Origin of the sequence: Rothia sp. (in: high G+C Gram-positive bacteria) (genome assembly GCF_030540545.1) — a bacterium.
GTDB lineage: Bacteria > Actinomycetota > Actinomycetes > Actinomycetales > Micrococcaceae > Rothia.
Genome location: NZ_JAUNVZ010000003.1, coordinates 235,994 through 257,087, shown reverse-complemented (window position 1 = coordinate 257,087; position 21,094 = coordinate 235,994). Strand labels below are relative to the sequence as shown.

Genomic DNA, 21,094 nt, shown 5'->3' with positions numbered 1-21,094 from the left:
TACGATTGCCTATGCGAGCGCGCCTATGAACTGAACTCACATAATAAGCTGCCTACACAATGAGCGGGTAGAATGCGGAGGTTTTCTCCCCGCATCCTACCCGCTCGTAGTAGTCATATGCTTTCTTTAGATTGCGTTGGGATGAGCGCGCTTATATTCCTCATCCTCTGCCGCGCAGGCGGCATCCTGTGCCAATACCTCGCGTGCCTGATCCACGTCCTGGTTCATTTGCTCAATCAGCGCCTCAATACCGGTGAACGCCACCATGGAGCGCAGGTGCTTGACGAACTCCACCACCACATGCTGGCCGTAAAGGTTGAAATCCTCCACACGCTCTTCGGGGCGGTCGATCACATGAGCCTCCACCTGGCGGTGCTCAATACCGTCAAAGGTCGGGTTGGTACCCACCGAAATAGCCGCCGGGTGGCGCACGCCCGACTCATCGGTCAGCCAGCCGGCATACACCCCGTCGGCGGGAATAAAGCCGGTAGATTCCAGGGCGAGGTTCGCGGTGGGGAATCCCAATTCGCGGCCTCGCGCCAGACCGTGTACCACCTCGCCGTACATTTGGTGGGAGCGGCCCAGCAGACGAGCAGCGCCCTCCATATCGGCATCCAGCAGCAGCTGGCGAATACGGGTCGAGGAGCAGCGGGTCAGCTCATCAGCCATGAGGTCTTCGACCACGATGACCTCAAAACCGTACTGAGCACCCAGCTGGCGCATAGTGTTCAAGTCCCCCGAGTTATTGCGGCCAAAGCGCACATCATCGCCAATGACCACATAGCGTGCGTGCAGGGCATCCACAAAGGTGGACTTCACGAATTCTTCGGGGCTCTGGGCGGCAAATTCCAGGGTGTAGTGCAGCAGCACATAGGTATCCAAGCCCAGCAGCTGCATAAAGTGCTGGCGGGATTCCTGACCCATAATATCGTGGTGCTTCACCTCGGGTCGGTGTACCTTCACGGGGTGCGGGTCAAAGGAGACCGCAACGCTGGTCAGGGAATTTTCACGCGCCAGATCCACCACGCGGGAAATCACGCGGGCATGACCAATGTGCACACCGTCAAAGTTGCCAATGGTGACCACGCTGGGGCCAAAATCGGCGGGAATATCCTCGCGGTTTCGGTAAATGTGCACGCGTTGCTCCTTGAATGATAAGAAAGTACCTATCCATCCTAAACCACTTTGGGCTAAAGCTCACCTTCAGGGGCTTATTCAGGAAAAATCCCGCCCTCTTGGGTGTACACGCTATGCGTACACGAGGACGGGATAAGAGGCTACTTGGCGCTCGGAGCCACGGGGGCTGCGGATGCCTGCAGAATATCGGCACGCAGCTTATTGGACTTATTAATCCAGCCGTACCACACCAGCAAGCAGGGCGGCAGCACCAGTTCCAGAATCATGGCAACGATCAGGCTCCAATGCGGGGTGCCAAAATGAGCCCACGCAAGCACACGGCCAATACCGCCCAGGAAAACCACGGCGCAGACCAGGGTGAGCATATTAACCCACTTGAACTTCCAGGAAATAAAGAGGAACGCCAGACCCACACCGAAATAAATGGTGGACATAAAAATATAGTTCGACTGGATTGAAGCGTTGACCGCAACCTGATCGCTTTCGGGAATGACCAGGGTGCCGCCCTGAATCTGCCATGCGGCGTAGAGCAGAATACTCAGACCGTAGAGTGCCACCGCCGCGCGGAACATGCCCTGGTTCTGGGGCTTGGCAAAATCAGCCAGGGTCTTGGGAGCCTGCTTTGCTGCCTGCTTGGCGTCCTTTGCTTCCTGCTTCTTGGCGGCCGCCTCCTGCTTTTTAGCTTCGGCGCGCTGCGCTTTAAGTTCCTGAGGGCTCAGGCCCTCAACGCCAGAGTCTTTGGTGTTTTTAGAGGAGGTGGAGGCAGCTGCCTGGCGCGGGTGGGTTGCATTGGTCACCGGTGCCTGTTCCTGATTCGCTGCTGCTACCTGCTGTAGGGGCGCGGTGCCCGCTGCCGGTTCCTGGGGGTGGGTGCTCATAATAGTACGTCTTTCAAATGCTCTGACCTGCTCTTTTAGCCTGAGAAAGCTCAGCAAATCAGAAATGCGAATGTGTCTGAATCAAGAATATACCCTATTGGGCTCCTATATGCCTGCCGTGCACGCTACAGGGGCCAAAAATAGAAATAAGGGCATAGAAAATCGGGGTGCCAGATAGTCCCCGGCACCCCGATATCTCAGCTCATAGGCTCACAGCTTAGAGAGTTAACATAGAGCTAGCTAAAGCTCTTACCCGCCTCAAAAACCAGCTCGGGAACAGCCTTTACTCCCCCACCGGCACGCGCGGGCACCTTCTTGGTGCGCAGCAGAGCCACCAGGGTACCGTCCGGGGCAAAAGCAGCGCTCAACCCACGGGTGGAGGCATGGGAGCCTTCCGTCTGATCAGATGTGGTGACTGGCTCCCCGTCCACGGGCTCAATACCGCGCCCAAAGGAAATATCGGTAGCCTCAGCCGCCGAGAGCTCACGCACCGCAAAAAGACGCTTCGCCAGGGTCTCCAGGGGCATATGTGGGAAAAGATCCAGGGGTTGCCCGGACTCTTCACGCGCACGCACCAGGGTATCCAGGGCGGTCGCCTCCGCCTGATAAATCGCACCCACACGGGAACGATTCAGTGCCTTCAGATGCGCGCCAACGCCCAGAGCAGCACCCAAATCCCTCGCTAGAGCGCGGATATAGGTGCCCGAGGAACAGGACACGCGAACATCCAGCTCCACCGTATCAATACGTGCCGGAACCTGCCCAGAATCCGGGCACATACTTAGATTCTTAGTATCGGCGCTCTCAGCCACACCGTAATCATCGGTTGTCAGCATTCCACGGCGCATATCCAGCAGCTCGAATTCGGAAATAGTCACCGGACGAGCAGCCAGCTCAACATTTTCACCGGCACGCACACGCGCATAGGAGCGCACACCGTTAACCTTGATCGCCGAGACAGCCGAAGGAACCTGGTCAATCTCACCGCTCAGAGCCGCCATAGCCGCCAGCACGCGCTCCTGAGCCCCCTCAGCATCGGGGAAAAGGGCGCGCACAGGAGAGGCAGGAGCCACAGAAATCAGCTCGCCCTCGGCGTCCTCGGTCACCGTGGCAGCACCGAGCACAATGGTCGCCTCATAGGTTTTATCCTGACCCACCAGGTAGGTCAGCAGCTTAGTTGCCTTATTCAAACCCACCAGCAGTACACCCGAAGCCTGCGGGTCCAAGGTGCCGGCATGACCCACTTTACGGGTGCCCACAATCCAACGGGTCTTAGAAACCACATCGTGGCTGGTCATGCCTAGCGGCTTATCAATGACCAGCAGGCCGCTGGGGCCGCGTTCCTTCGCCTTGCCCATGGGATTCTTTAGGCCTCATCCTCGTTAGAGTCCTCGAACTCTTCGCCCTCTTCTTCCTCTTCATGAGGCTTCTTATAGGGGTCCTCTTCACCGGCGTAGCTTGCACCCTCGGAGGCGGCAGCCAGCTCAGCGTCGCGCTCGCGGGTCTTGCGCAGCAGATCCTCCAGAGCGAAGGCGTTCTCGGGCACCTCGTCCACCACGAAGGTCAGGGTCGGGGTCAGGCGAGCGGTAATATTCTTACCCACCTCCGAGCGCAGAATACCCTTAGCGGACTCCAGAGCCTTAGCGGTCTGTGCCTTCTCTTCCTCATCGCCCATAACGGTGTAGTAGATGGTTGCGTGCTGCAGGTCATTGGTCACGCGTGCGTCGGTCACGGTCACAAATCCCAGGCGGGGGTCCTTAATGCGGCGCTCGAGCGCCTTAGCAATAATGACCTTAATACGGTCGGCAAGTCGTGCCGCGCGGGCTGCATCAGCCATAGTTATCAATCCTTTATGTCTGTGAACGGCTCGTTGCCGTCTTTGTCTTTTATCATACGCGTATTTAGGGTGCGTATGCTCTCTTGCCCGTCTATATCACGACAGGTCGATAGAGAGAACCCGTGCGGGCACGGTAATCGTACCCGCACGGGTTCATCTATCTAGCGGTGTACCGCTATATGGTGCTCCAGGCTATGGGCCTTAGACGCGGGGCTTTTCCTGCATCTCCCAGGTCTCGATAATATCGCCTTCGCGAATATCGTTGAAGGAGCCCAGACCGATACCACACTCGTAGCCCTCGCGGACCTCGGTAGCATCGTCCTTGAAACGACGCAGGGACTCGATGGTGAGGTTGTCTGCAACCACAGCACCATCGCGCACCAGGCGTGCCTTGGCGTTGCGCTTGATAAGACCGGTACGAACAATCGAACCCGCAATATTGCCCCACTTGGAGGAGCGGAAGACCTCGCGGATCTCGGCGGAGCCCAGCTCCACCTCTTCGTACTCGGGCTTGAGCATACCCTTGACTGCCTGCTCGATTTCCTCGATTGCGCGGTAGATGACGGAGTAGAACTTCATCTCCACACCCTCGCGATCGGCAAGCTCTGCCACGCGCTCTGCAGGGCGGACGTTGAAGCCAATGATCACCGCGTTGTCCACGGTTGCCAGGTTCACGTCGTTCTGGGTAATAGCACCCACACCGCGGTGGATTACGCGCAGCTGAACCTCGTCGCCACCGGCGTCGATCTTCATCAGGGACTCTTCCAGTGCTTCCACAGCACCGGATACGTCACCCTTAATAATCAGGTTCAGGGTGTCCATCTTACCCTCGGCAACAGCCGCGTCGAAGGACTCGAGGGTCACGCGCTTACGGCGCTTAGCCAGCTGAGCGTTACGATCAGCAGCCTCACGCTTCTCAGCGATCTGACGAGCGGTACGCTCTTCCTCGGTCACCAGGAAGGTGTCACCCGCGCGAGGCACGGTGGACAGACCCAGCACCTGAACGGGGCGCGAGGGGCCGGCTTCCTCAACCTTGTTGCCGTTCTCATCGAACATGGCGCGCACACGACCGTGTGCAACACCGGCAACAATAGCGTCACCAATACGCAGGGTACCGGACTGAACCAGCACGGTAGAGACCGCACCGCGGCCCTTATCCAGGTTCGCTTCAATGGCAACGCCACGTGCTTCCTTATCGGGGTTAGCGCGCAACTCGAGCACATCGGCGGTCAGGGTGACTGCTTCCAGCAGCTCGTCAATATTGGTGCCGTTACGTGCAGAGACGTTCACGGTCATGGTGTCGCCACCGTAGGCTTCGGGGACCAGACCGTATTCGGTCAGCTGACCCAGGATCTTATCCGGGTTTGCGCCTTCCTTATCGATCTTGTTGATTGCCACCACGATCGGCACATTTGCTGCCTGAGCGTGGTTCAGTGCCTCAATGGTCTGGGGCATCACGCCGTCATCAGCTGCAACCACCAGGATTGCAACGTCGGTGACCTTAGCACCGCGGGCACGCATAGCGGTAAACGCCTCGTGACCGGGGGTATCGATGAAGGTAATGGCGCGCTCTTCACCCTCAACCTCGGTGCGTACCTGGTATGCACCGATATGCTGGGTAATGCCGCCAGCTTCGCCCTCAATCACATTGGTGTTACGGATAGCATCCAGCAGGCGGGTCTTACCGTGGTCAACGTGACCCATCACGGTTACCACCGGCGGGCGGGGCTGCAGTACTTCGTCATCCTCGGATGCTGCTTCAGCGTCCAGGTTGATATCGAAGGACTCGAGCAGCTCGCGCTCTTCATCCTCGGGGGACACAATCTTAATGGTGTAGCCCAGCTCGGCACCCAGCAGCTCAAAGGTGTCCTCATCCAGGGACTGAGTCTGGGTAGCCATCTCGCCCAGGTGGAAGAGCACGGTAATCAGCGATGCCGGGTTTGCGCCAATCTTCTCAGCGAAGTCCATAATGGAGGCGCCGCGACGCAGACGAATCTCGGTGCTGCCATCGCCGCGAGGCACAACCACGCCACCGGGTGCCGGTGCGTTCAGCTGCTCCAGCTCGCTACGACGAGCTGCCTTGGACTTGCGACCCTTACGCTTGGAGCCGCCGCGGCCGAATGCGCCCTGCGCATTACCGCGACCGCCGGGGCCCGGACGGGAGGGACCGCGGTTGAAACCGCCGGAACCGCCACCGCGACGGGGACCATTGCCGCCGCCGGAGTTTCCGCCACCATTAGAAGCGGGAGCGCCGCCGCCAACATTGGAGACCTTGGGCATCATCGAGGGGTTGGGGCGAGGGCCGCCACCGGGGCGGGGTGCGCCCGAACGTGCGCCAGCTGCCGGACGGGGGCCGCCGTTACCTGCGGGGCGAGGAGCGCCATTACCTGCAGGACGCGGGCCGCCGTTACCGCCGGGACGGGGACCACCATTACGGTTGCCGCCGCGCGGAGGACGAGGACCGCCATTGCGTTCGTTACGCTCGCCATTACGCTCGGAGCGGTTGGACTTCATGCCCTGCTGAGAGCTGAAGGGGTTATTGCCCGGGCGAGGACCGGGCTTGGGGCCCGGCTTGGGTGCAGCAGGCTTGGGAGCGTCGGGACGCGCCATACCCTGCTGAGAGCTAAAGGGGTTATTGCCCGGGCGGGGACCGGCGGGCTTGGGAGCAGCAGCACCCGGCTTGGGTGCGGCAGCCTTAGCAGCCTTCGGTGCCTTCTCGGCGGGCTTTTCAGCAGCCTTCTCAGCTGCCGGTGCGGGCTTGGGCGCAGGCTTGGGAGCCGGCTTAGCCGCTGCGGGCTTGGGGGTGGCAGGCTTGGGAGCTGCAGCGGGCTTTTCTGCTGCGGGTGCCTTTGCCTCCGGCTTGGGAGCGGATGCGCCAAATGCGGCGCGCAGCTTCTTAGCCACCATGGGGTTCACGGTGGAGGAAGCGCTCTTGAAGAACTCGCCCAATTCGTTGGCCTTGGCCATGACGTCCTTAGAGGCGACGCCCAGCTCCTTAGCCAGCTCATGTACACGAGGGTTAGCCAAATTATCTCCTGTCTCGGTTCGCCCCCGGACAGGGTGCGAACACTAGTGATTTATAGGATGCTGCGCGCATAGAGCCGCGCAGCGATGCAGATTGCCGGTTGTAGAGACCCAGAAGGTGCTCATTGGACGGCACTCATTAGATTTCCATCAGTTTTCTGACTCGCTTTCGAATTCAAGAAGTCGTCAAACTCGTTGACTTATCGGAAAAACAGATCCGCGACCCACCGAATTAGTGGGTGTCCTTGGCGGGAATATGCTCACGCACCGCCTGTTCAAAGGCAGCCAGCGCGGATCGCGATATAGCCTGTTTGAAGGCGCGCGCCGGGGCATTCTTCTTAACCGCCATAGCCAGGCAGGATTCAGAAGGGTGTATCCAGGCGCCGCGACCGGGCAGAGCACGATGCGCATCCACCGCCAGGTTCACGGAATCTACGGTTCCGGTTTCACCGGTTCGCACGATTTTCAGCATAGCCTGCTGTACATCGTGCTGACGACAACCAATGCAGGTACGGGTGGGAGCATAGGAAACGCTCATATCCTCCCCTTTCCGGTAGGGTTCATTGGTCATCACACACCAATGCGCGGGCAGCATGCAGCTGGCCCGCACAGGGGTACATCTCTAGTGTATCTCTTAATGCGCGCTTAATCCCGCCCGGGAGAGCTAAGGCATAGTGCCTCGCTGCCCCGCGGGCAGGTTAAACGGGAAGATACAAAGCCTAATAGCTATTAACCATTGAGGTTATTAACCAATAGGGTTTCAGGCGAGTTATTACTCTTCGCCTTCAGCCTCGTCCTCAAGGCTTGCCTGCACGCGTGCGGCAACTTCCTCTTCGGCACGCAACTGAGCGTACTTGGACTCGGGCATAATATCGATGCGCCAGCCGGTCAGCTTAGCAGCCAGGCGAGCGTTCTGACCCTCGCGGCCAATAGCCAGGGAGAGCTGATCATCGGGAACCACCGCGCGAGCCGAGAAGTTCTCGGGGCTAAGCACCAGCACGGTGCTCACCTTTGCCGGGGACAGAGCCGCAGCAATGAACTCAGCCGGGTCCTTGGAGTAGTCGACAATATCGATCTTCTCGTCGTTCAGCTCTTCGGTCACGGCGCGCACGCGGGCACCCATATCGCCAATGCAGGCGCCCTTAGCGTTCAGACCGGGCTTGGTTGCAGATACAGCAATCTTGGAGCGGTGGCCTGCCTCGCGGGCAATGGACTCAATGCGCACCAGACCGCCCTCGATCTCGGGTACGTTCTGCTCGAACAGGCGCAGCACCAGGTTCGGGTGGGTGCGAGAGAGGGTTACCGAGGGACCCTTATTGCCGCGGGAGGCATTGAGCAGGTAGAAGCGCTTGCGGCTGCCCAGGGGGTACTTCTCGCCGGGAACCTGCTCGTGTGCGGGCAGGATCGCCTCAACGGTGCCCAGGTCAACCTGCACGTGGCCGCCCTTGCCGCCGGGCAGAATCTGCCCGGACACCAGGGTGCCCTCGCGGTCGCGGAACTCGCCCAGCACCGCGGTGTCCTCTGCATCGCGCAGGCGCTGCTGCAGCACCTGACGCACGGTCGAGGCTGCAATACGACCAAAGTTGTTGGGGGTGTCGTCGAATTCGTCAATGACCTCGCCGTTTTCGTCCACCTCGGGTGCGAGGATAACGAAGTCACCGGTCACGCGGTCGATCTGCGCGCGGGAGTTCTTAATGGCGCCGGGCTGCTTGGAGTAGGCAAGAACCAGGGCGTTTTCCACCAGGGCGAAGATCTCATCCATGGGGATATTGCGCATCTTAGAGAGCGCCTGCATGGTTCCTAGGTCAATGGTCATATTATTGTCCACGTTCATCAGCCTTTCATGTAGCACGGCGCCGGGGTACCCATTATCAACGTTCTCGCATTGATAATGAACCCCGGCTCCCGAACGGATTCATTCGCCTACACTCTGCTGGCTCTTGGGGAGCCACGCAGAGGGTAAACGCTATAAAGATTACTTCTATTCTACCGGCTCAGAGGCAGAATTGAAATCAATTTCGACATGAGCGGAGCTAATATCCTCCCACGCCACGGTGGCGGCGGGGTGATAGGACTCCTTCTGTCCCTTCTTGGTCTGCTTCTTACGCTGCAGCACCGGGCCCTCATCGCTCACCTCATCCAAACGAGCCAGATACTCGGTACCATCGGCTGCGGTGACAGCAATCAGGCGGCCGCGCGAGCGCAGCCAGTGACGGCGCTCAACCAGCGCACGGGTAGCACCCGGGGAGGAAACCTGCAGCTCATAGGGGTAGAACTCATCCTTCTCATCGGCACGATCCAGTGCCGCGGAGAATGCCTGAGAAATCTCACCCAGAGAGTCCAGGGAAAGCTGGTCGCTGCGGTCCTCGGTGTAGTCCACGGTAATGGTCAGGGTGCGATTCGCAACCGGGCCACTGAGCTTCAGACCCTCCAACACCAGGGAGAATTCAGCCAGCACCGGCTCAATAGCCGCCGCTGCCTCTTCCTGGCTCATGGGACGGGTACCCACGCGAACAATAGCGGGCTCAACGGCCTCCTCGCGGGGGCGCTGAATGGAGCCGCGGGATGCGGCGCGACGAGCGCGAGCATTGGGGGCAGCTTTTTTCAGGGAGCTGCGCTTGGGCTTATACGCCATAATTACTCCTTAGCGACCAATCTCGGTCAGTACCTGGGATACAGCATCCCCAACGGCAATCTCGCGAGCCTCGCCACTACGGCGATCCTTGAGCTCAAGCAGACCGTCCTTGAAACCGCGACCAATCACCAGGATGGTGGGTACGCCCAGCAGCTCGGCATCGCCAAACTTCACGCCGGGGCTGGTCTTGGGGCGGTCATCGAGCAGAACCTGCACGCCAGCTGCTTCCAATTCGGAAGAGAGGCTCTCTGCGTATTCGCGGGATGCTTCGTCCTTGCCGGTGAGCACAATGTGAATATCAGCCGGTGCCAAATGACGCGGCCAGATCAGACCCTTATCGTCGTGATTACCCTCGGCAATAGCTGCCAGGGCGCGGGTGACACCCACACCGTAGGAGCCCATGGTCACAACCTGCTGCTTGCCGTTAGCGTCCAGAACCTTCAGGCCCAGTGCCTCGGCGTACTTACGACCCAGCTGGAAAATATGACCCATTTCAATACCGCGAGCGGCAGAGAGAGGACCGGAACCATCGGGAGCCGGGTCGCCCTCGCGCACCTCGCAGGCCTCAATCACGCCATCGGCGATAAAATCACGGCCGTAGACCAGATTGCCCACATGCTTGCCTGCCTCATTAGCGCCGGTTACCCAGCGGCTACCGCGCACCACGCGGGGGTCAACGAAGAAGGGAATACCGGTGGCGCTCTCGCGCTCTTCAGTGGAGGCGCCCAGCAGCGGTGCATCCAGGGACAGGCCGGGGCCAATGTAGCCCTTGACCAACTGCGGGAACTTTGCCAGATCCTCATCATTGGCGGCTTCGACCTCAACCTCGCCGCCGATGCCCATGAGAGCACCAATATTGACCTCAACACGACCCAGATCCACGGCGCGGTCACCGGGTACACCGATAGCAAAGAGCTTACGCTCGCCCTCGGGGGTGGTCACAGCACCGATAAAGCACTTGAGGGTCTGATCTGCGCTCAGCTCTGCAAAATCTGCGCCGTGCAGCTCACGCATGCGCTCAACCAGGGTCTCAATGGTGGGCGAATCCGGGGTGTCCAGCACAATAGCTGCCGGGGTGGATTCGTCAATGGGCAGCTCCTCGGGTACCACGGTGGTCACAGCCTCAACATTAGCTGCGTAGCCGCCGGGCGAGCGCACGAAAGTGTCTTCACCAATGGCAATGGGGTGCAGGAATTCTTCACTGCGGGAGCCACCCATCGCGCCGGACTGTGCGGTCACAATAACAATCTCCAGACCCAGGCGCTTGAAGATACGCTCATAGGCGGCGCGGTGTGCCATATAGGCTTCGTTCAGGCCCTCATCGTCAATGGTGAAGGAGTAGGAGTCCTTCATGACGAATTCACGGCCGCGCAGCAGGCCCGCACGGGGGCGTGCCTCGTCGCGGTACTTGGTCTGAATCTGGAAGAGGGTCAGGGGCAGATCCTTGTAGGAGGAGTACAGATCCTTGACCAGCAGGGTGAACATTTCCTCGTGGGTGGGAGCCAGCAGCATATCGGTGCCGCGGCGGTCCTTGAGGCGGAAAAGGTTATCGCCGTATTCATCCCAGCGGTTGGTTGCCTCATAGGGTTCGCGAGGCAGCAGGGCGGGGAAGTGTACTTCCTGCGCGCCAATGGCTTCCATTTCTTCGCGGACGATAGCCTCGACCTTGCGCAGCACCTTCAGACCCAGGGGCAGCCAGGTGTACACGCCGGGAGCCGCGCGGCGAATGTAGCCGGCGCGCACCAGCAGCTTGTGGCTGGCGACTTCAGCGTCGACGGGGTCTTCACGCAGGGTGCGCACGAAGAGGTTGGAGAGACGAAGAACCACGTTTTCCTCCCGGGGTTGGGGTTAAATGAGCATAGTTACTCACCATTCTACCGGGTTTATGCTCTTGCTGCTCTGTCTCTAGCGCACGGATAGCCCTTTTAGACCCTGATAATAAAGGTACTGAGCGAACCGATATCCTCCCAGCCGGTACGCTCATAGAGCGCCAGGGCGGGCGCATTGTAATCATTAACGTAGAGGGTAATATGCTCCCAGCGGGTGCGCAGCAGGGCGCAGGTGTGGGCGAAAAGCAGGGTGCTCAATCCCCTACCGCGATAATCCGGGTGCAGCCACACACCCTGAATTTGCGCCATGGAGTCAGAGGAAATACCCGCATCGGTTTTGAAAATCACGCGGCCGCTCGTGTCGCTAATGATCACGCTGCGCTGTTCCTCGATAAGGCGCTGCACGCTCTCCACATAGGCGCTGCCGTAGCGGTCCAAAGGGTTATAGCCCAGTTCTTCGCTGTACATGGCGGCAGCTGCCGGTACCAGCACATGAGAGTCGGATGCTTGAGCCCAGCGTGCGGGGCTCATGCTTTCCTGGGTGTTGCTGTCCCTTTTCTCTCCCGCAGGGTTACGCCAGAATTGAATTTTCGGTAGCTCAGCGGGCAGAGCAGCCAGAGCGGAGTTCAGACGCTGAATGCTCAGCAGCTCTTCCAATGATGTCTCGGGAGCTAGATACAGCAGGGGCTGATTCGGGCGCGGTGAGAAAGGCTTAATATTTTCTCCGGTGCGCTCGCGGTAGAGCTCATTCATTGCATCCCACAGGGGCAGCACTTCTTCGCTCGGTCCAAAGAGAGCGCGCAGCTGGGAGGATTCCAGCAGCAGGCGGGCAAAAGCCTGTCGATCGGCCTCCTCGCAGCGAATCGGCAGGCTATTGACGCCCATGAGCATGGCCGAACGTACATACTCCTGGCCGGAATCATTGAGGTCAATAACCGCCACAAAACCCTGATAGGAGGGGCTCAGACGGGGCGCGCGTTCGGGCAGGCCGCGGCGTTCGTACTGGTCAATGGTGTAGAGATTACCCGCCATATCGGCATAGAGCATCCACTCCAGCTGATCGCTCAAGTACTCGTCCACCGCGCGCAGCTGCGGGTAGGTGCGCGAGCTCGCGGCGCGAGAGCTATTGCTTAGGCGCTGCATCCAGTCTTTCAAAGCCATACTCGCTTTTTCCTACCTCTACCCTAGGTTTTACGGGCATAGAAAGAGGGGCGTGCAAGGGTTCTACCTCGCACGCCCCGCTACTTTCTACGCTATCTTTAGCTTACGCTCACCGAAGGAGTGGAATCCTCGGGAATGTACTCGCCATTTGCTTCCATTTCGGCAGCAATGCGGTTCGCTTCTTCAATCAGGGTCTCAACAATCTGATCCTCGGGCACGGTCTTAATAACCTCACCCTTGACGAAGATCTGGCCCTTGCCGTTACCGGATGCCACACCCAGATCAGCTTCGCGAGCCTCACCGGGGCCGTTCACCACACAACCCATCACGGCAACGCGCAGCGGCACCTTCATGCCTTCCAGACCCTTGGTCACATTCTCAGCCAGTTCCCACACGTTCACCTGGGCACGGCCGCAGGAGGGGCAGGAAACGATATCGAGCTTGCGCGGGCGCAGGTTCAAAGATTCCAGGATCTTGGTACCGACCTTGACCTCTTCCACCGGAGGAGCGGACAGAGACACGCGAATGGTATCGCCAATACCCTGAGAGAGCAGAGCACCGAATGCCACCGAGCTCTTAATAGTGCCCTGGAATGCGGGACCAGCCTCGGTCACGCCCAGGTGCAGGGGCCAGTCACCGGCTGCAGCCAGCTGACGGTATGCCTCCACCATAACCACGGGGTCATTGTGCTTAACGGAAATCTTGAAATCGCGGAAGCCGTGCTCCTCAAAGAGGGAAGCTTCCCACACGGCGGACTCAACCAGAGCCTCGGGGGTTGCCGAGCCGTACTTTGCCAGCAGACGCTTATCCAGGGAGCCCGCGTTCACGCCAATACGAATGGAGGTGCCGTGGTCGCTTGCCATCTGGGCAATTTCCTTGACCTGGTCGTCGAACTTGCGGATATTACCCGGGTTCACGCGCACCGCACCACAGCCTGCCTGAATGGCGGCGTAGACGTACTTGGGCTGGAAGTGAATATCGGCAATCACCGGAATGCGGGACTGCTGGGCAATAATGGGCAGAGCCTCAGCGTCTTTATCGGTGGGGCACGCCACGCGCACAATATCGCAACCGGCTGCAGTCAGCTCAGCGATCTGCTGCAGGGTCGAACCAATATCGTGGGTTTTGGTGGTGGTCATGGACTGCACCGAAATAGGCGAGTCAGAACCCACGCCAACGCTACCGACCTTAAACTGGCGCGTTACTCGACGCGGTGCCAGAACCGGCACGGGGGGCTTGGGCATACCCAGACTAACCGACAAAATATCCTCCGAAAGTCGTTTTTCAAGCGCGAATGCGCTATTCAATGTTCTATTGTGGCACCGCACAGCTCAAATCACTAATACGGTAGACCTAAACCGTTACTTTTAGAGCAGGCTCACGCTCCGCACGCACTAGCGGGCAAGCAGAGCCTGTGAGCTGTGCTAAAAAGCTGATCTAGAAGAGAGTAAGCGGTTTGAAAATATCCGCCAGAATCAACACCAGGGACATGAGCACAAAAGCACCCGCCACCGCATAGGTCAGCGGCAGCATCTTCACCGGGTCAAAGGGACCGGGATCGGGCTTGGAGCGCAATTTAGCCCAGAGGCGGCGAATACTCTCGCACAGAGCACCGGCAACATGACCGCCATCCAGAGGCAGTAGCGGAATCAGGTTGAAGACAAAGAGCATGAGGTTCATGCTGGCGATCAGGGAAATGAGGGTGGCTGCCTTGGCGTTCAGGTCAATCTTATCGGTGGCGGCAACCTCACCGGCTACGCGGCTGACCCCCACCACGGACATGGGAGATTCCTTGTCACGCTCTCCATTGGTCACCAGGGTTAGGCCCACATCCCACACGCGCTGAGGCAGGGAAAGCATAGCCTTGCCCATACGGGACACCTGATCGCCCAGCACCTCGGGCACACGGGTCATCGGATCGGGGCTCAGCTGAGTGGTGGGCGAAATACCAATAAAACCGCCCTCAACCAGCTGCAACTTGCCCTGGGCATCGCGCGCGTACTCGCCGTTGCTATCGGTCACCGGGCGGACAATGGTCGCAGGCTGAATGGACAGGCTCTGCTCGCTACCATTGCGCAGCACGCTCAGGCTCAGCGGCTCGCTACCTGCGTGCTGGCGAATAGCCTCGGAAATCTGAGACCAGCTAGACACCTCACGATTATCCACGCGCAGAATTTTATCCCCCGCCTGCACGCCCGCGCTCTTTGCCGGGGAGGCGGTAGAAGAGTCGGTGCATTCACCGTAGGTTAGCGCCGTATCACTCACGCTCACGCTCGGTACGCACTCGGAGACCACACCTACCGTGGTGGTCGGCTTAGCGGAGCCAAAGCCCGTGACGGCAATAGTAGTAAAGAGAATTGCCAGCAGCAGGTTCATGCTCGGACCGCCCAGCATAATGACCATGCGCTTGAGCACGGGCAGTTTATAAAAGAGGCGGTTCTCATCCCCCGGCTGCATGCGCTCAGCATCCGCCGCGCGAGCTGCTACCGCCATGGAGGCAAAAGGCGAGGTGGACCCGGGATGCTCCAGAGCCTGCTCGGGGTGCTCGACGGCTTGCTTAGCCTCTGCCCTAGAAGGCGGGTACATGCCGATCATAGAAATATAGCCGCCCAAGGGGATGGCTTTAAAACCGTACTCGGTTTCACCCTTTTTAAAAGAAAAAATGGTTTTACCGAAACCGATCATATATTGCGGCACGCGCACATTAAAGAGCTTGGCGGGCAGCAGATGCCCCACCTCGTGCAGGGCAATGGATAGACCAATGGCCACAGCCATAATCAGCATACCCAGAATATAGAGCAGTAATTCCATATCTCTCCTACGAAACGGTGGGGACTAAGTGATAGAGCATAGCGGCTCTTTCTGAGAAAACCCTGAAAGAGCCGCCACTATCTCTAAGCGCTAAAGCGTGCGTCGCTGCGCTATTTATCGGCCGAGCAATTCATCAGCGCGCGCACGAGCCCATTTCTCCGCCTCAAGCACAGCCTCAAGGGTCAGATTCTCAGTGGAGGTATAGGCGCCGCTATCCTTATGCTCGGCAACCACACGAGCCACCGTGGGCACAATATCGGTAAAACGAATCGCGCCCTCGTGGAAGGCATAAACCGCCTGCTCATTAGCGGCATTAAACACGGTCGGGTGGGTACCACCAGCAGCCGCAGCCTGCTTAATGAGCTGCACTGCGGGGAAGACCTCTTCATCCAGAGGCTCAAAAGTCCAGGAGGTCGCCTGCGACCAATCGCACGGCGGAATCGCGCCGCTGACACGAGCCGGCCAGGTCAGCCCCAGAGCAATGGGCAGCACCATAGAGGGCGGGGACGCCTGAGCCAGAGTGGAGCCGTCCACAAATTGAACCATGGAATGCACCACCGATTGCGGGTGAACCACCACATCAATCTTCTCCAGAGGCACACCGAAAAGATAGTGCGCTTCGAGCACCTCCAGAGCCTTATTGACCATAGTTGCCGAGTTGGTGGTAACCACCATGCCCATAGACCAGGTGGGGTGACCCAGAGCCTGCTCAGGGGTCACATCGTGCAGCTCGTCCAAGCTCTTACCGCGGAAAGGACCACCCGAGGCGGTCACCACCAGGCGGTCAATCTCAGCATCACTGCCACCGGCAAGAGCCTGAGCAATAGCCGAATGTTCAGAATCCACCGGAATCATAGGCTGATCCAGGGGCGAGGCATCCACCGCCGCGCGCACCAGCGGGCCGCCGGCAATGAGCGATTCCTTATTCGCCAGTGCCACCTGATAGCCGTGCTCCAGAGCGGTTAGGGTCGGTTCCAGCCCAATCGAGCCGGTAATGCCATTGAGCACCGTATCCACCGGGTGCGCGGCAGCCTCAACGCTGGCGCGCTCGCCGTGCACAATGCGCGGATTGTACTCAATCTTCTCTGCTGCCGCGTGAGAGACAATGAGCTCGCGCAGACGCTGTGCATCCTGTTCATCTCCACTGGTTGCCACCAGCTCGGCGCGGGTTGCTACCGCCTGGGTAGCCAGCAGCTCCAAAGAGCGAGAACCGGCAGCAAGAGCCGCCACGCGCAGGGGCGCGTTCTCAGCGGCAGGGGTTGTACCCGCCAGATGAGCCAGGTGTTCAATAACCTCCATTGCCTGGGTGCCGATCGAACCTGTAGAGCCCAGAATACTAATGCGCTTCGGGCGCTCAGCGAGCTGCTGCAGCGCCGGGGTGAATGCGTGGCGGGATCCGCCCACGCGTGCAGAAGAACCAAATTTCATATATCCAGTGTACCCCGCCTCATCTCGCCGCCCTGGGCTTGAGAACTTCGGGGCTCCAGATGCCATCTGCCAGCTGCCAAGAGGGCATAGAAAAACACCGCGGTTTCTGCGCGGTGTTCTTCTCAAAGTATGAGGGTTACATGACGTCCTGAATCAGCTCAATGCAGCGATCCAAAAAGGCATCCACTTGGGTCTCTTCATAGCACATATCGCTGGTTGCCGAACGGAAGGAAGCAGTGCGAATAACCGAAGGGTCCAGGGCGTCCTCGCCATCTAGCTGACGGCGGATAGCATCGCATAGGGCATCCACATCGTCCACAAAATAGCCTACGGTCAGGCGCTTAGCCGGGCGACGGAAACGCTGACGAGCCGGGCGCTCCAGGCGACCCATGAGCAACTCGCCGGTATCCACCAGCATATCCTCCCACGCCGCCATGCCAGCCTGCTCAATATAGCGGCTGCGCTCCAGGCGGGAGAAACGCTCCTCAATCATCTCCAAGGCACGATCCACCTCGTGCACAGCGTAACCACCGGGCTCGGGGCGGAATACCACCTGGCGAATACGGCGAGACGTGTAGAGAGAATCAGCCGCCTGACTATTATCGCTCAGCAGCTCATAGTCATCAGCCAGGCGCTCAAAGAGGCGATCCACCTCGCTGCGCTTATATCCCAGTTCCGTCTCGCCCGCGCGAGCAAAACCACCGCTGCGTTTAGGCTGTGCCATAGTTCTTCCTTTGTTTGCTGCGGTACACCGCACTAACCGTTGTTCAAGGATCCTGACCTATTTAGTGTAGACCAGTTTAGAGAGGCCAGATACTAAAAATCAGACAGCCCACGCCCACAGTCCACACAATGGAATCCAGACGATCCATCATGCCGCCGTGGCCGGGAATCAGATTCGACATATCCTTAATGCCCATACGGCGCTTGAAAATGGACTCTAGCAGATCGCCTGCGGTTGCCACAATGACCATCAGAGCCGCAAAGGGCATACCCCACCAGAAGAGGTGGCCAAAGAGACCAATCACGGTGCAGGCTACCGCCGCCGAACCAATAAAGGAACCGGCAAGGCCCTCCCAGCTCTTCTTGGGAGAAATCACGGGGGCTAAGGGGTGCTTACCGAAGTTCACACCCGCAATATAGCCAAAGGTGTCATTACAAATTGCCATGAGCAGTGCCAGCAGAATACCCGCCCAGCCGCGCTCGGTGGCAAAATACGCCAGGCCAATACCCAGCAGGGTCGGTACCCAGAGCATTGCCATCATGGAGCCGCCCAGGGATTTGAAATAGCCGACCTGACGCTTGGAGCCGGTAAAGAGCGTAGCGATAGCAATAATCACCAGGGATACGCCGAGAGCCGCCGCGGTACCCTTCAAACCGAAGTGGTAGGAGGCAGGAATAAAAGCGAAGGCAAGGGGCGCTGCCACCCAGCGCGGGGTACCGTAGCCCGCACGGTCATTGAGCACCGTAAGAATTTCCCATACGCCCAGCACCGAGGCAGCGGCGGCGGTCAGCGCCAGTACGGGAGGTAGCCACAGACCCAGCAGCAGCAGGGCGCCCAGAGCCGCACCCACACCAATAGCGGCGGGGAGGTTACGCCCGCCCTTGGGGGCTTTGGGAGCCTGGTCGACTGCGGTGCTCGCATCAGCCTTAGAAGCTTCTGCCTGCTCGCTCATAGTTCTGCCTTCCTATTCCTGACCGGATTTCAACGGAACGGGTGCTGTGGATTCTACGGTGAATAATTCTCAGGTTCTGAGCTCTCCCCCGCTGCTGTGACAGCGGAGCCGCTCAAGGCGCTATTTTCAGCGCGTGGGAAGAATGCACGCCCGGCCGGGTGTTATGAGATTCACCCAAGCCAAGCGTGCACCCTGATATAGCTTTCTGCGGCTTAGACAGCCAGCAGCTCAGCTTCCTTATGCTTGTACAGCTCGTCGATTGCCTCAACGTGCTTCTTGGTCAGCGCGTCCAGGTCCTTTTCAGCGCGTGCGCCCTCGTCCTCGCCGATTTCGCCGTCCTTGACCAGCTTGTCAATGGAGGTCTTTGCGCTACGGCGAACATTACGTACGGATACGCGAGCCTCTTCAGCCTTGGAGTTAACCAGCTTGGTGTATTCCTTACGACGCTCAGCGGTCATTTCGGGCATCACCACGCGAATAGCCGCGCCGTCATTGCTGGGGTTCACGCCCAGATCCGAGTCACGCAGAGCCTTCTCAATGGCTGCCAGCGCGCTCACATCGAAGGGGACGATCTTGACGGTGCGTGCATCCTCAACATTGAAAGAAACCAGCTGCTGCAGCGGGGTGGGTGCACCGTAGTACTCTGCGGTCAGGCCGCTGAAAATAGCGGGGTTCACGCGACCGGTACGAACCTTCGCGAATTCGCCCTTGGTAGCCTCAATGGTCTTGTCCATCTTCTCGCCGGCTTCAGCAAGAATCTCATCAATCATTTATGTGTCCTTTATCTAGGGGGTTGCGCCCTATAAATACGAGCGCACTAATATACAGTCTGTAAAGCGCTAAGCTTAGCGGGTGACCAGGGTACCCATCTTCTCGCCCAGAATAGCGCGGGAAACATTGCCCTCGCCCTGCATGCCGAATACACGCATGGTTACGTTATTATCGCGGCACAGGGAGAACGCGGTCTGATCCAGCACGCGGATATTGCGCGCCATCGCCTCATCATAGGTCAGGTTGTACAGACGCTCAGCGTTCGGGTCCTTATTGGGGTCGGCGGTGTAAATGCCGTCGACACCGTTCTTTGCCACCAGCACCTCATCGGCGTGGATTTCCAGGGCGCGCTGAGCCGCCACGGTATCGGTGGAGAAGTAGGGCAGACCCGCACCGGCACCGAAAATCACCACACGGTCCTTCTGCATATGGCGAATAGCGCGGCGGGGAATGTAGGTTTCAGCTACCTGAGGCATGGTGATAGCGGACTGCACGCGAGTATCTACGCCCTCCTGCTCCAGGAAATCCTGCAGAGCCAGGGAGTTCATCACGGTACCGAGCATACCCATGTAGTCTGCGCGGGAACGATCCATACCCTCCTGGGAGAGTTCAGCGCCGCGGAAGAAGTTACCGCCACCGATCACAATAGCGGTTTCAACCTCACCAACGGTTGCGGCGATCTGCTTGGCAATGCCGCGCACCACCGAGGGGTCAATACCCACTTCGCCACCGCCGAAAACCTCGCCGGAGAGCTTGAGCAATACGCGGCGGCGACCGGTTTCATCGCGGTGAATCGAATGTGCAGTTTCGGGCATGGTTACCTCCAGTGGTTGTTCTCTTGTCCCGAGAGCCGCACGGGGCGCTCGGGCAAAAATTTTTCTCTCTATAAGGATACGCTAAAGGGAGGCCGTCATGTGACGACCTCCCTTCAGATGTGCGCTAAAACCTAGATTTGATAGGTGTTAGAACAGCCGTTAAGCTTAGGCACCCACGCGGAAACGTGCGAAACCGGTAGCCTTTGCGCCTGCCTCGTCCAGGATCTGAGCAACGGACTTCTTGGTGTCCTTTGCGAAGTCCTGATCCAGCAGGGTGTTCTCCTTGTAGAAGCCCTTCAGACGGCCTTCAACAATCTTGTCCAGGATCTGCTCGGGCTTGCCCTCAGCAATTGCGGTCTCGCGAGCCACGCGCTTCTCGGTCTCAACCTGCTCAGCGGGGATGGAGGAAGCATCCAGGTACTTGGGGCTCATTGCTGCAATGTGAACTGCAACGTCGTGTGCCACATTGTCGGTGTCCTTGCCCTCAACAGCCAGCAGAACGCCAACCTGAGCGGGCAGGTCCTTGGAGGTCTTGTGCAGGTACACTGCAACGTTCTCGCCCTCCAGGCGTGCAACACGGCGGACAACGATCTTCTCGCCCAGCAGTGCGCCGGCCTCGGTGGTCAGTTCCTCAACGGTCTTGCCGTCAACGGAAGCAGCCTGCAGCTCTTCAATGGTGGAAGCGCCTGCAGCAATAGCTGCCTCGAGTACGTTCTCGCCGAAAGCGATGAAGGGGTCAGACTTAGCCACGAAGTCGGTCTCGGAGTTAACCTCAACCATGTAGCCAACGCCCTCGTGTACGCGAGCTGCGATCAGACCCTCAGCGGTTGCACGACCCTCACGCTTGGTAACGCCCTTCAGGCCCTTAACGCGGATGATCTCCATAGCCTTCTGCTGGTCGCCGTTAGCCTCGTCCAGAGCCTTCTTGACGTCGAGCATACCTGCGCCGGTCTTCTCGCGCAGTGCCTTGATGTCTGCTGCGGTGTAGTTCGCCATTATGTGAACTCCTCGATATTGTGTCCTAGAATCCCCGGAAGATAAGGGAATTCTCTGAAAATATAGGGGCGGAGGGCACCGCACCCTTTACCGGGT

Annotated in this window: 18 protein-coding genes; all 18 read right to left on the bottom strand. The window is 58.9% G+C overall.

Annotated elements, in window-relative coordinates; genetic code table 11:
• Window positions 1-126 precede the first annotated feature (126 nt).
• The 18 genes from Q4P78_RS04190 to tsf all read right to left on the bottom strand — a co-directional run bounded on the left by Q4P78_RS04190 (window position 127) and on the right by tsf (window position 20,998).
• Complete coding sequence (locus tag Q4P78_RS04190) at window positions 127-1,137, bottom strand: bifunctional riboflavin kinase/FAD synthetase (protein ID WP_303339060.1); 1,011 nt, start codon at window positions 1,135-1,137, stop codon at window positions 127-129.
• 140 nt (window positions 1,138-1,277) lie between these two features.
• Window positions 1,278-2,015, bottom strand: coding sequence for a DUF4345 domain-containing protein (locus Q4P78_RS04185; RefSeq protein WP_303339059.1), 738 nt, complete (start codon window positions 2,013-2,015; stop codon window positions 1,278-1,280).
• Window positions 2,016-2,251: 236 nt separating this feature from the next.
• Entirely contained in the window at window positions 2,252-3,373 is a 1,122-nt protein-coding gene (gene truB / locus Q4P78_RS04180) for a tRNA pseudouridine(55) synthase TruB (protein WP_303339058.1), read from the bottom strand.
• Window positions 3,374-3,381: 8 nt separating this feature from the next.
• Window positions 3,382-3,852, bottom strand: a complete 471-nt coding sequence (gene rbfA / locus Q4P78_RS04175; protein ID WP_303339057.1) for a 30S ribosome-binding factor RbfA — start codon at window positions 3,850-3,852, stop codon at window positions 3,382-3,384.
• 201 nt (window positions 3,853-4,053) lie between these two features.
• Window positions 4,054-6,879: a translation initiation factor IF-2 gene (gene infB, locus Q4P78_RS04170; RefSeq protein WP_303339055.1), complete on the bottom strand. Its 2,826-nt coding sequence runs from the start codon at window positions 6,877-6,879 to the stop codon at window positions 4,054-4,056.
• A 229-nt stretch (window positions 6,880-7,108) separates the two neighbouring features.
• Entirely contained in the window at window positions 7,109-7,414 is a 306-nt protein-coding gene (locus tag Q4P78_RS04165; protein ID WP_303339054.1) for a YlxR family protein, read from the bottom strand.
• A gap of 234 nt (window positions 7,415-7,648) precedes the next feature.
• Window positions 7,649-8,692 (bottom strand): transcription termination factor NusA, encoded by a 1,044-nt coding sequence (gene nusA / locus Q4P78_RS04160; RefSeq protein WP_303339107.1) that lies wholly within the window; start codon window positions 8,690-8,692, stop codon window positions 7,649-7,651.
• A gap of 165 nt (window positions 8,693-8,857) precedes the next feature.
• Entirely contained in the window at window positions 8,858-9,511 is a 654-nt protein-coding gene (rimP, locus tag Q4P78_RS04155; protein ID WP_303339053.1) for a ribosome maturation factor RimP, read from the bottom strand.
• A gap of 9 nt (window positions 9,512-9,520) precedes the next feature.
• Window positions 9,521-11,338 carry a proline--tRNA ligase gene (locus Q4P78_RS04150; RefSeq protein ID WP_303339052.1) on the bottom strand — a complete coding sequence of 606 codons (1,818 nt, stop codon included), beginning with the start codon at window positions 11,336-11,338 and terminating at the stop codon, window positions 9,521-9,523.
• A gap of 98 nt (window positions 11,339-11,436) precedes the next feature.
• Window positions 11,437-12,501 carry a GNAT family N-acetyltransferase gene (locus Q4P78_RS04145; RefSeq protein WP_303339051.1) on the bottom strand — a complete coding sequence of 355 codons (1,065 nt, stop codon included), beginning with the start codon at window positions 12,499-12,501 and terminating at the stop codon, window positions 11,437-11,439.
• 98 nt (window positions 12,502-12,599) lie between these two features.
• Window positions 12,600-13,766: a flavodoxin-dependent (E)-4-hydroxy-3-methylbut-2-enyl-diphosphate synthase gene (gene ispG, locus Q4P78_RS04140; protein ID WP_303339106.1), complete on the bottom strand. Its 1,167-nt coding sequence runs from the start codon at window positions 13,764-13,766 to the stop codon at window positions 12,600-12,602.
• Window positions 13,767-13,938: 172 nt separating this feature from the next.
• Window positions 13,939-15,312, bottom strand: coding sequence for an RIP metalloprotease (locus Q4P78_RS04135; protein ID WP_303339050.1), 1,374 nt, complete (start codon window positions 15,310-15,312; stop codon window positions 13,939-13,941).
• 114 nt (window positions 15,313-15,426) lie between these two features.
• On the bottom strand, window positions 15,427-16,740 hold the full coding sequence (dxr, locus tag Q4P78_RS04130; RefSeq protein WP_303339049.1) for a 1-deoxy-D-xylulose-5-phosphate reductoisomerase: 1,314 nt from the start codon (window positions 16,738-16,740) through the stop codon (window positions 15,427-15,429).
• Between the two features lie 136 nt (window positions 16,741-16,876).
• On the bottom strand, window positions 16,877-17,464 hold the full coding sequence (locus Q4P78_RS04125; protein ID WP_303339048.1) for a DivIVA domain-containing protein: 588 nt from the start codon (window positions 17,462-17,464) through the stop codon (window positions 16,877-16,879).
• A gap of 76 nt (window positions 17,465-17,540) precedes the next feature.
• Window positions 17,541-18,416: a phosphatidate cytidylyltransferase gene (locus tag Q4P78_RS04120; protein ID WP_303339047.1), complete on the bottom strand. Its 876-nt coding sequence runs from the start codon at window positions 18,414-18,416 to the stop codon at window positions 17,541-17,543.
• Between the two features lie 212 nt (window positions 18,417-18,628).
• The gene (gene frr, locus Q4P78_RS04115) at window positions 18,629-19,186 is read right to left on the bottom strand and encodes a ribosome recycling factor (protein ID WP_303339046.1); all 558 of its coding nucleotides are present in this window, start codon (window positions 19,184-19,186) and stop codon (window positions 18,629-18,631) included.
• Window positions 19,187-19,261: 75 nt separating this feature from the next.
• Window positions 19,262-20,002 (bottom strand): UMP kinase, encoded by a 741-nt coding sequence (gene pyrH, locus Q4P78_RS04110; protein WP_303339045.1) that lies wholly within the window; start codon window positions 20,000-20,002, stop codon window positions 19,262-19,264.
• A gap of 165 nt (window positions 20,003-20,167) precedes the next feature.
• Window positions 20,168-20,998, bottom strand: a complete 831-nt coding sequence (gene tsf / locus Q4P78_RS04105) for a translation elongation factor Ts (protein WP_303339044.1) — start codon at window positions 20,996-20,998, stop codon at window positions 20,168-20,170.
• Between the last annotated feature and the right edge of the window lie 96 nt (window positions 20,999-21,094).

What these genes read in the sequence shown, in the direction of transcription:
- Q4P78_RS04125 (WP_303339048.1), bottom strand. Translation starts at nt 17,464, where the DNA reads ATGGCACAGCCTAAACGCAGCGGTGGTTTTGCTCGCGCGGGCGAGACG.
- pyrH (WP_303339045.1), bottom strand. Translation starts at nt 20,002, where the DNA reads ATGCCCGAAACTGCACATTCGATTCACCGCGATGAAACCGGTCGCCGC.
- Q4P78_RS04145 (WP_303339051.1), bottom strand. Translation starts at nt 12,501, where the DNA reads ATGGCTTTGAAAGACTGGATGCAGCGCCTAAGCAATAGCTCTCGCGCC.
- nusA (WP_303339107.1), bottom strand. Translation starts at nt 8,692, where the DNA reads ATGACCATTGACCTAGGAACCATGCAGGCGCTCTCTAAGATGCGCAAT.
- rimP (WP_303339053.1), bottom strand. Translation starts at nt 9,511, where the DNA reads ATGGCGTATAAGCCCAAGCGCAGCTCCCTGAAAAAAGCTGCCCCCAAT.
- Q4P78_RS04120 (WP_303339047.1), bottom strand. Translation starts at nt 18,416, where the DNA reads ATGAGCGAGCAGGCAGAAGCTTCTAAGGCTGATGCGAGCACCGCAGTC.
- Q4P78_RS04165 (WP_303339054.1), bottom strand. Translation starts at nt 7,414, where the DNA reads ATGAGCGTTTCCTATGCTCCCACCCGTACCTGCATTGGTTGTCGTCAG.
- frr (WP_303339046.1), bottom strand. Translation starts at nt 19,186, where the DNA reads ATGATTGATGAGATTCTTGCTGAAGCCGGCGAGAAGATGGACAAGACC.
- dxr (WP_303339049.1), bottom strand. Translation starts at nt 16,740, where the DNA reads ATGAAATTTGGTTCTTCTGCACGCGTGGGCGGATCCCGCCACGCATTC.
- truB (WP_303339058.1), bottom strand. Translation starts at nt 3,373, where the DNA reads ATGGGCAAGGCGAAGGAACGCGGCCCCAGCGGCCTGCTGGTCATTGAT.
- Q4P78_RS04185 (WP_303339059.1), bottom strand. Translation starts at nt 2,015, where the DNA reads ATGAGCACCCACCCCCAGGAACCGGCAGCGGGCACCGCGCCCCTACAG.
- tsf (WP_303339044.1), bottom strand. Translation starts at nt 20,998, where the DNA reads ATGGCGAACTACACCGCAGCAGACATCAAGGCACTGCGCGAGAAGACC.
- rbfA (WP_303339057.1), bottom strand. Translation starts at nt 3,852, where the DNA reads ATGGCTGATGCAGCCCGCGCGGCACGACTTGCCGACCGTATTAAGGTC.
- Q4P78_RS04135 (WP_303339050.1), bottom strand. Translation starts at nt 15,312, where the DNA reads ATGGAATTACTGCTCTATATTCTGGGTATGCTGATTATGGCTGTGGCC.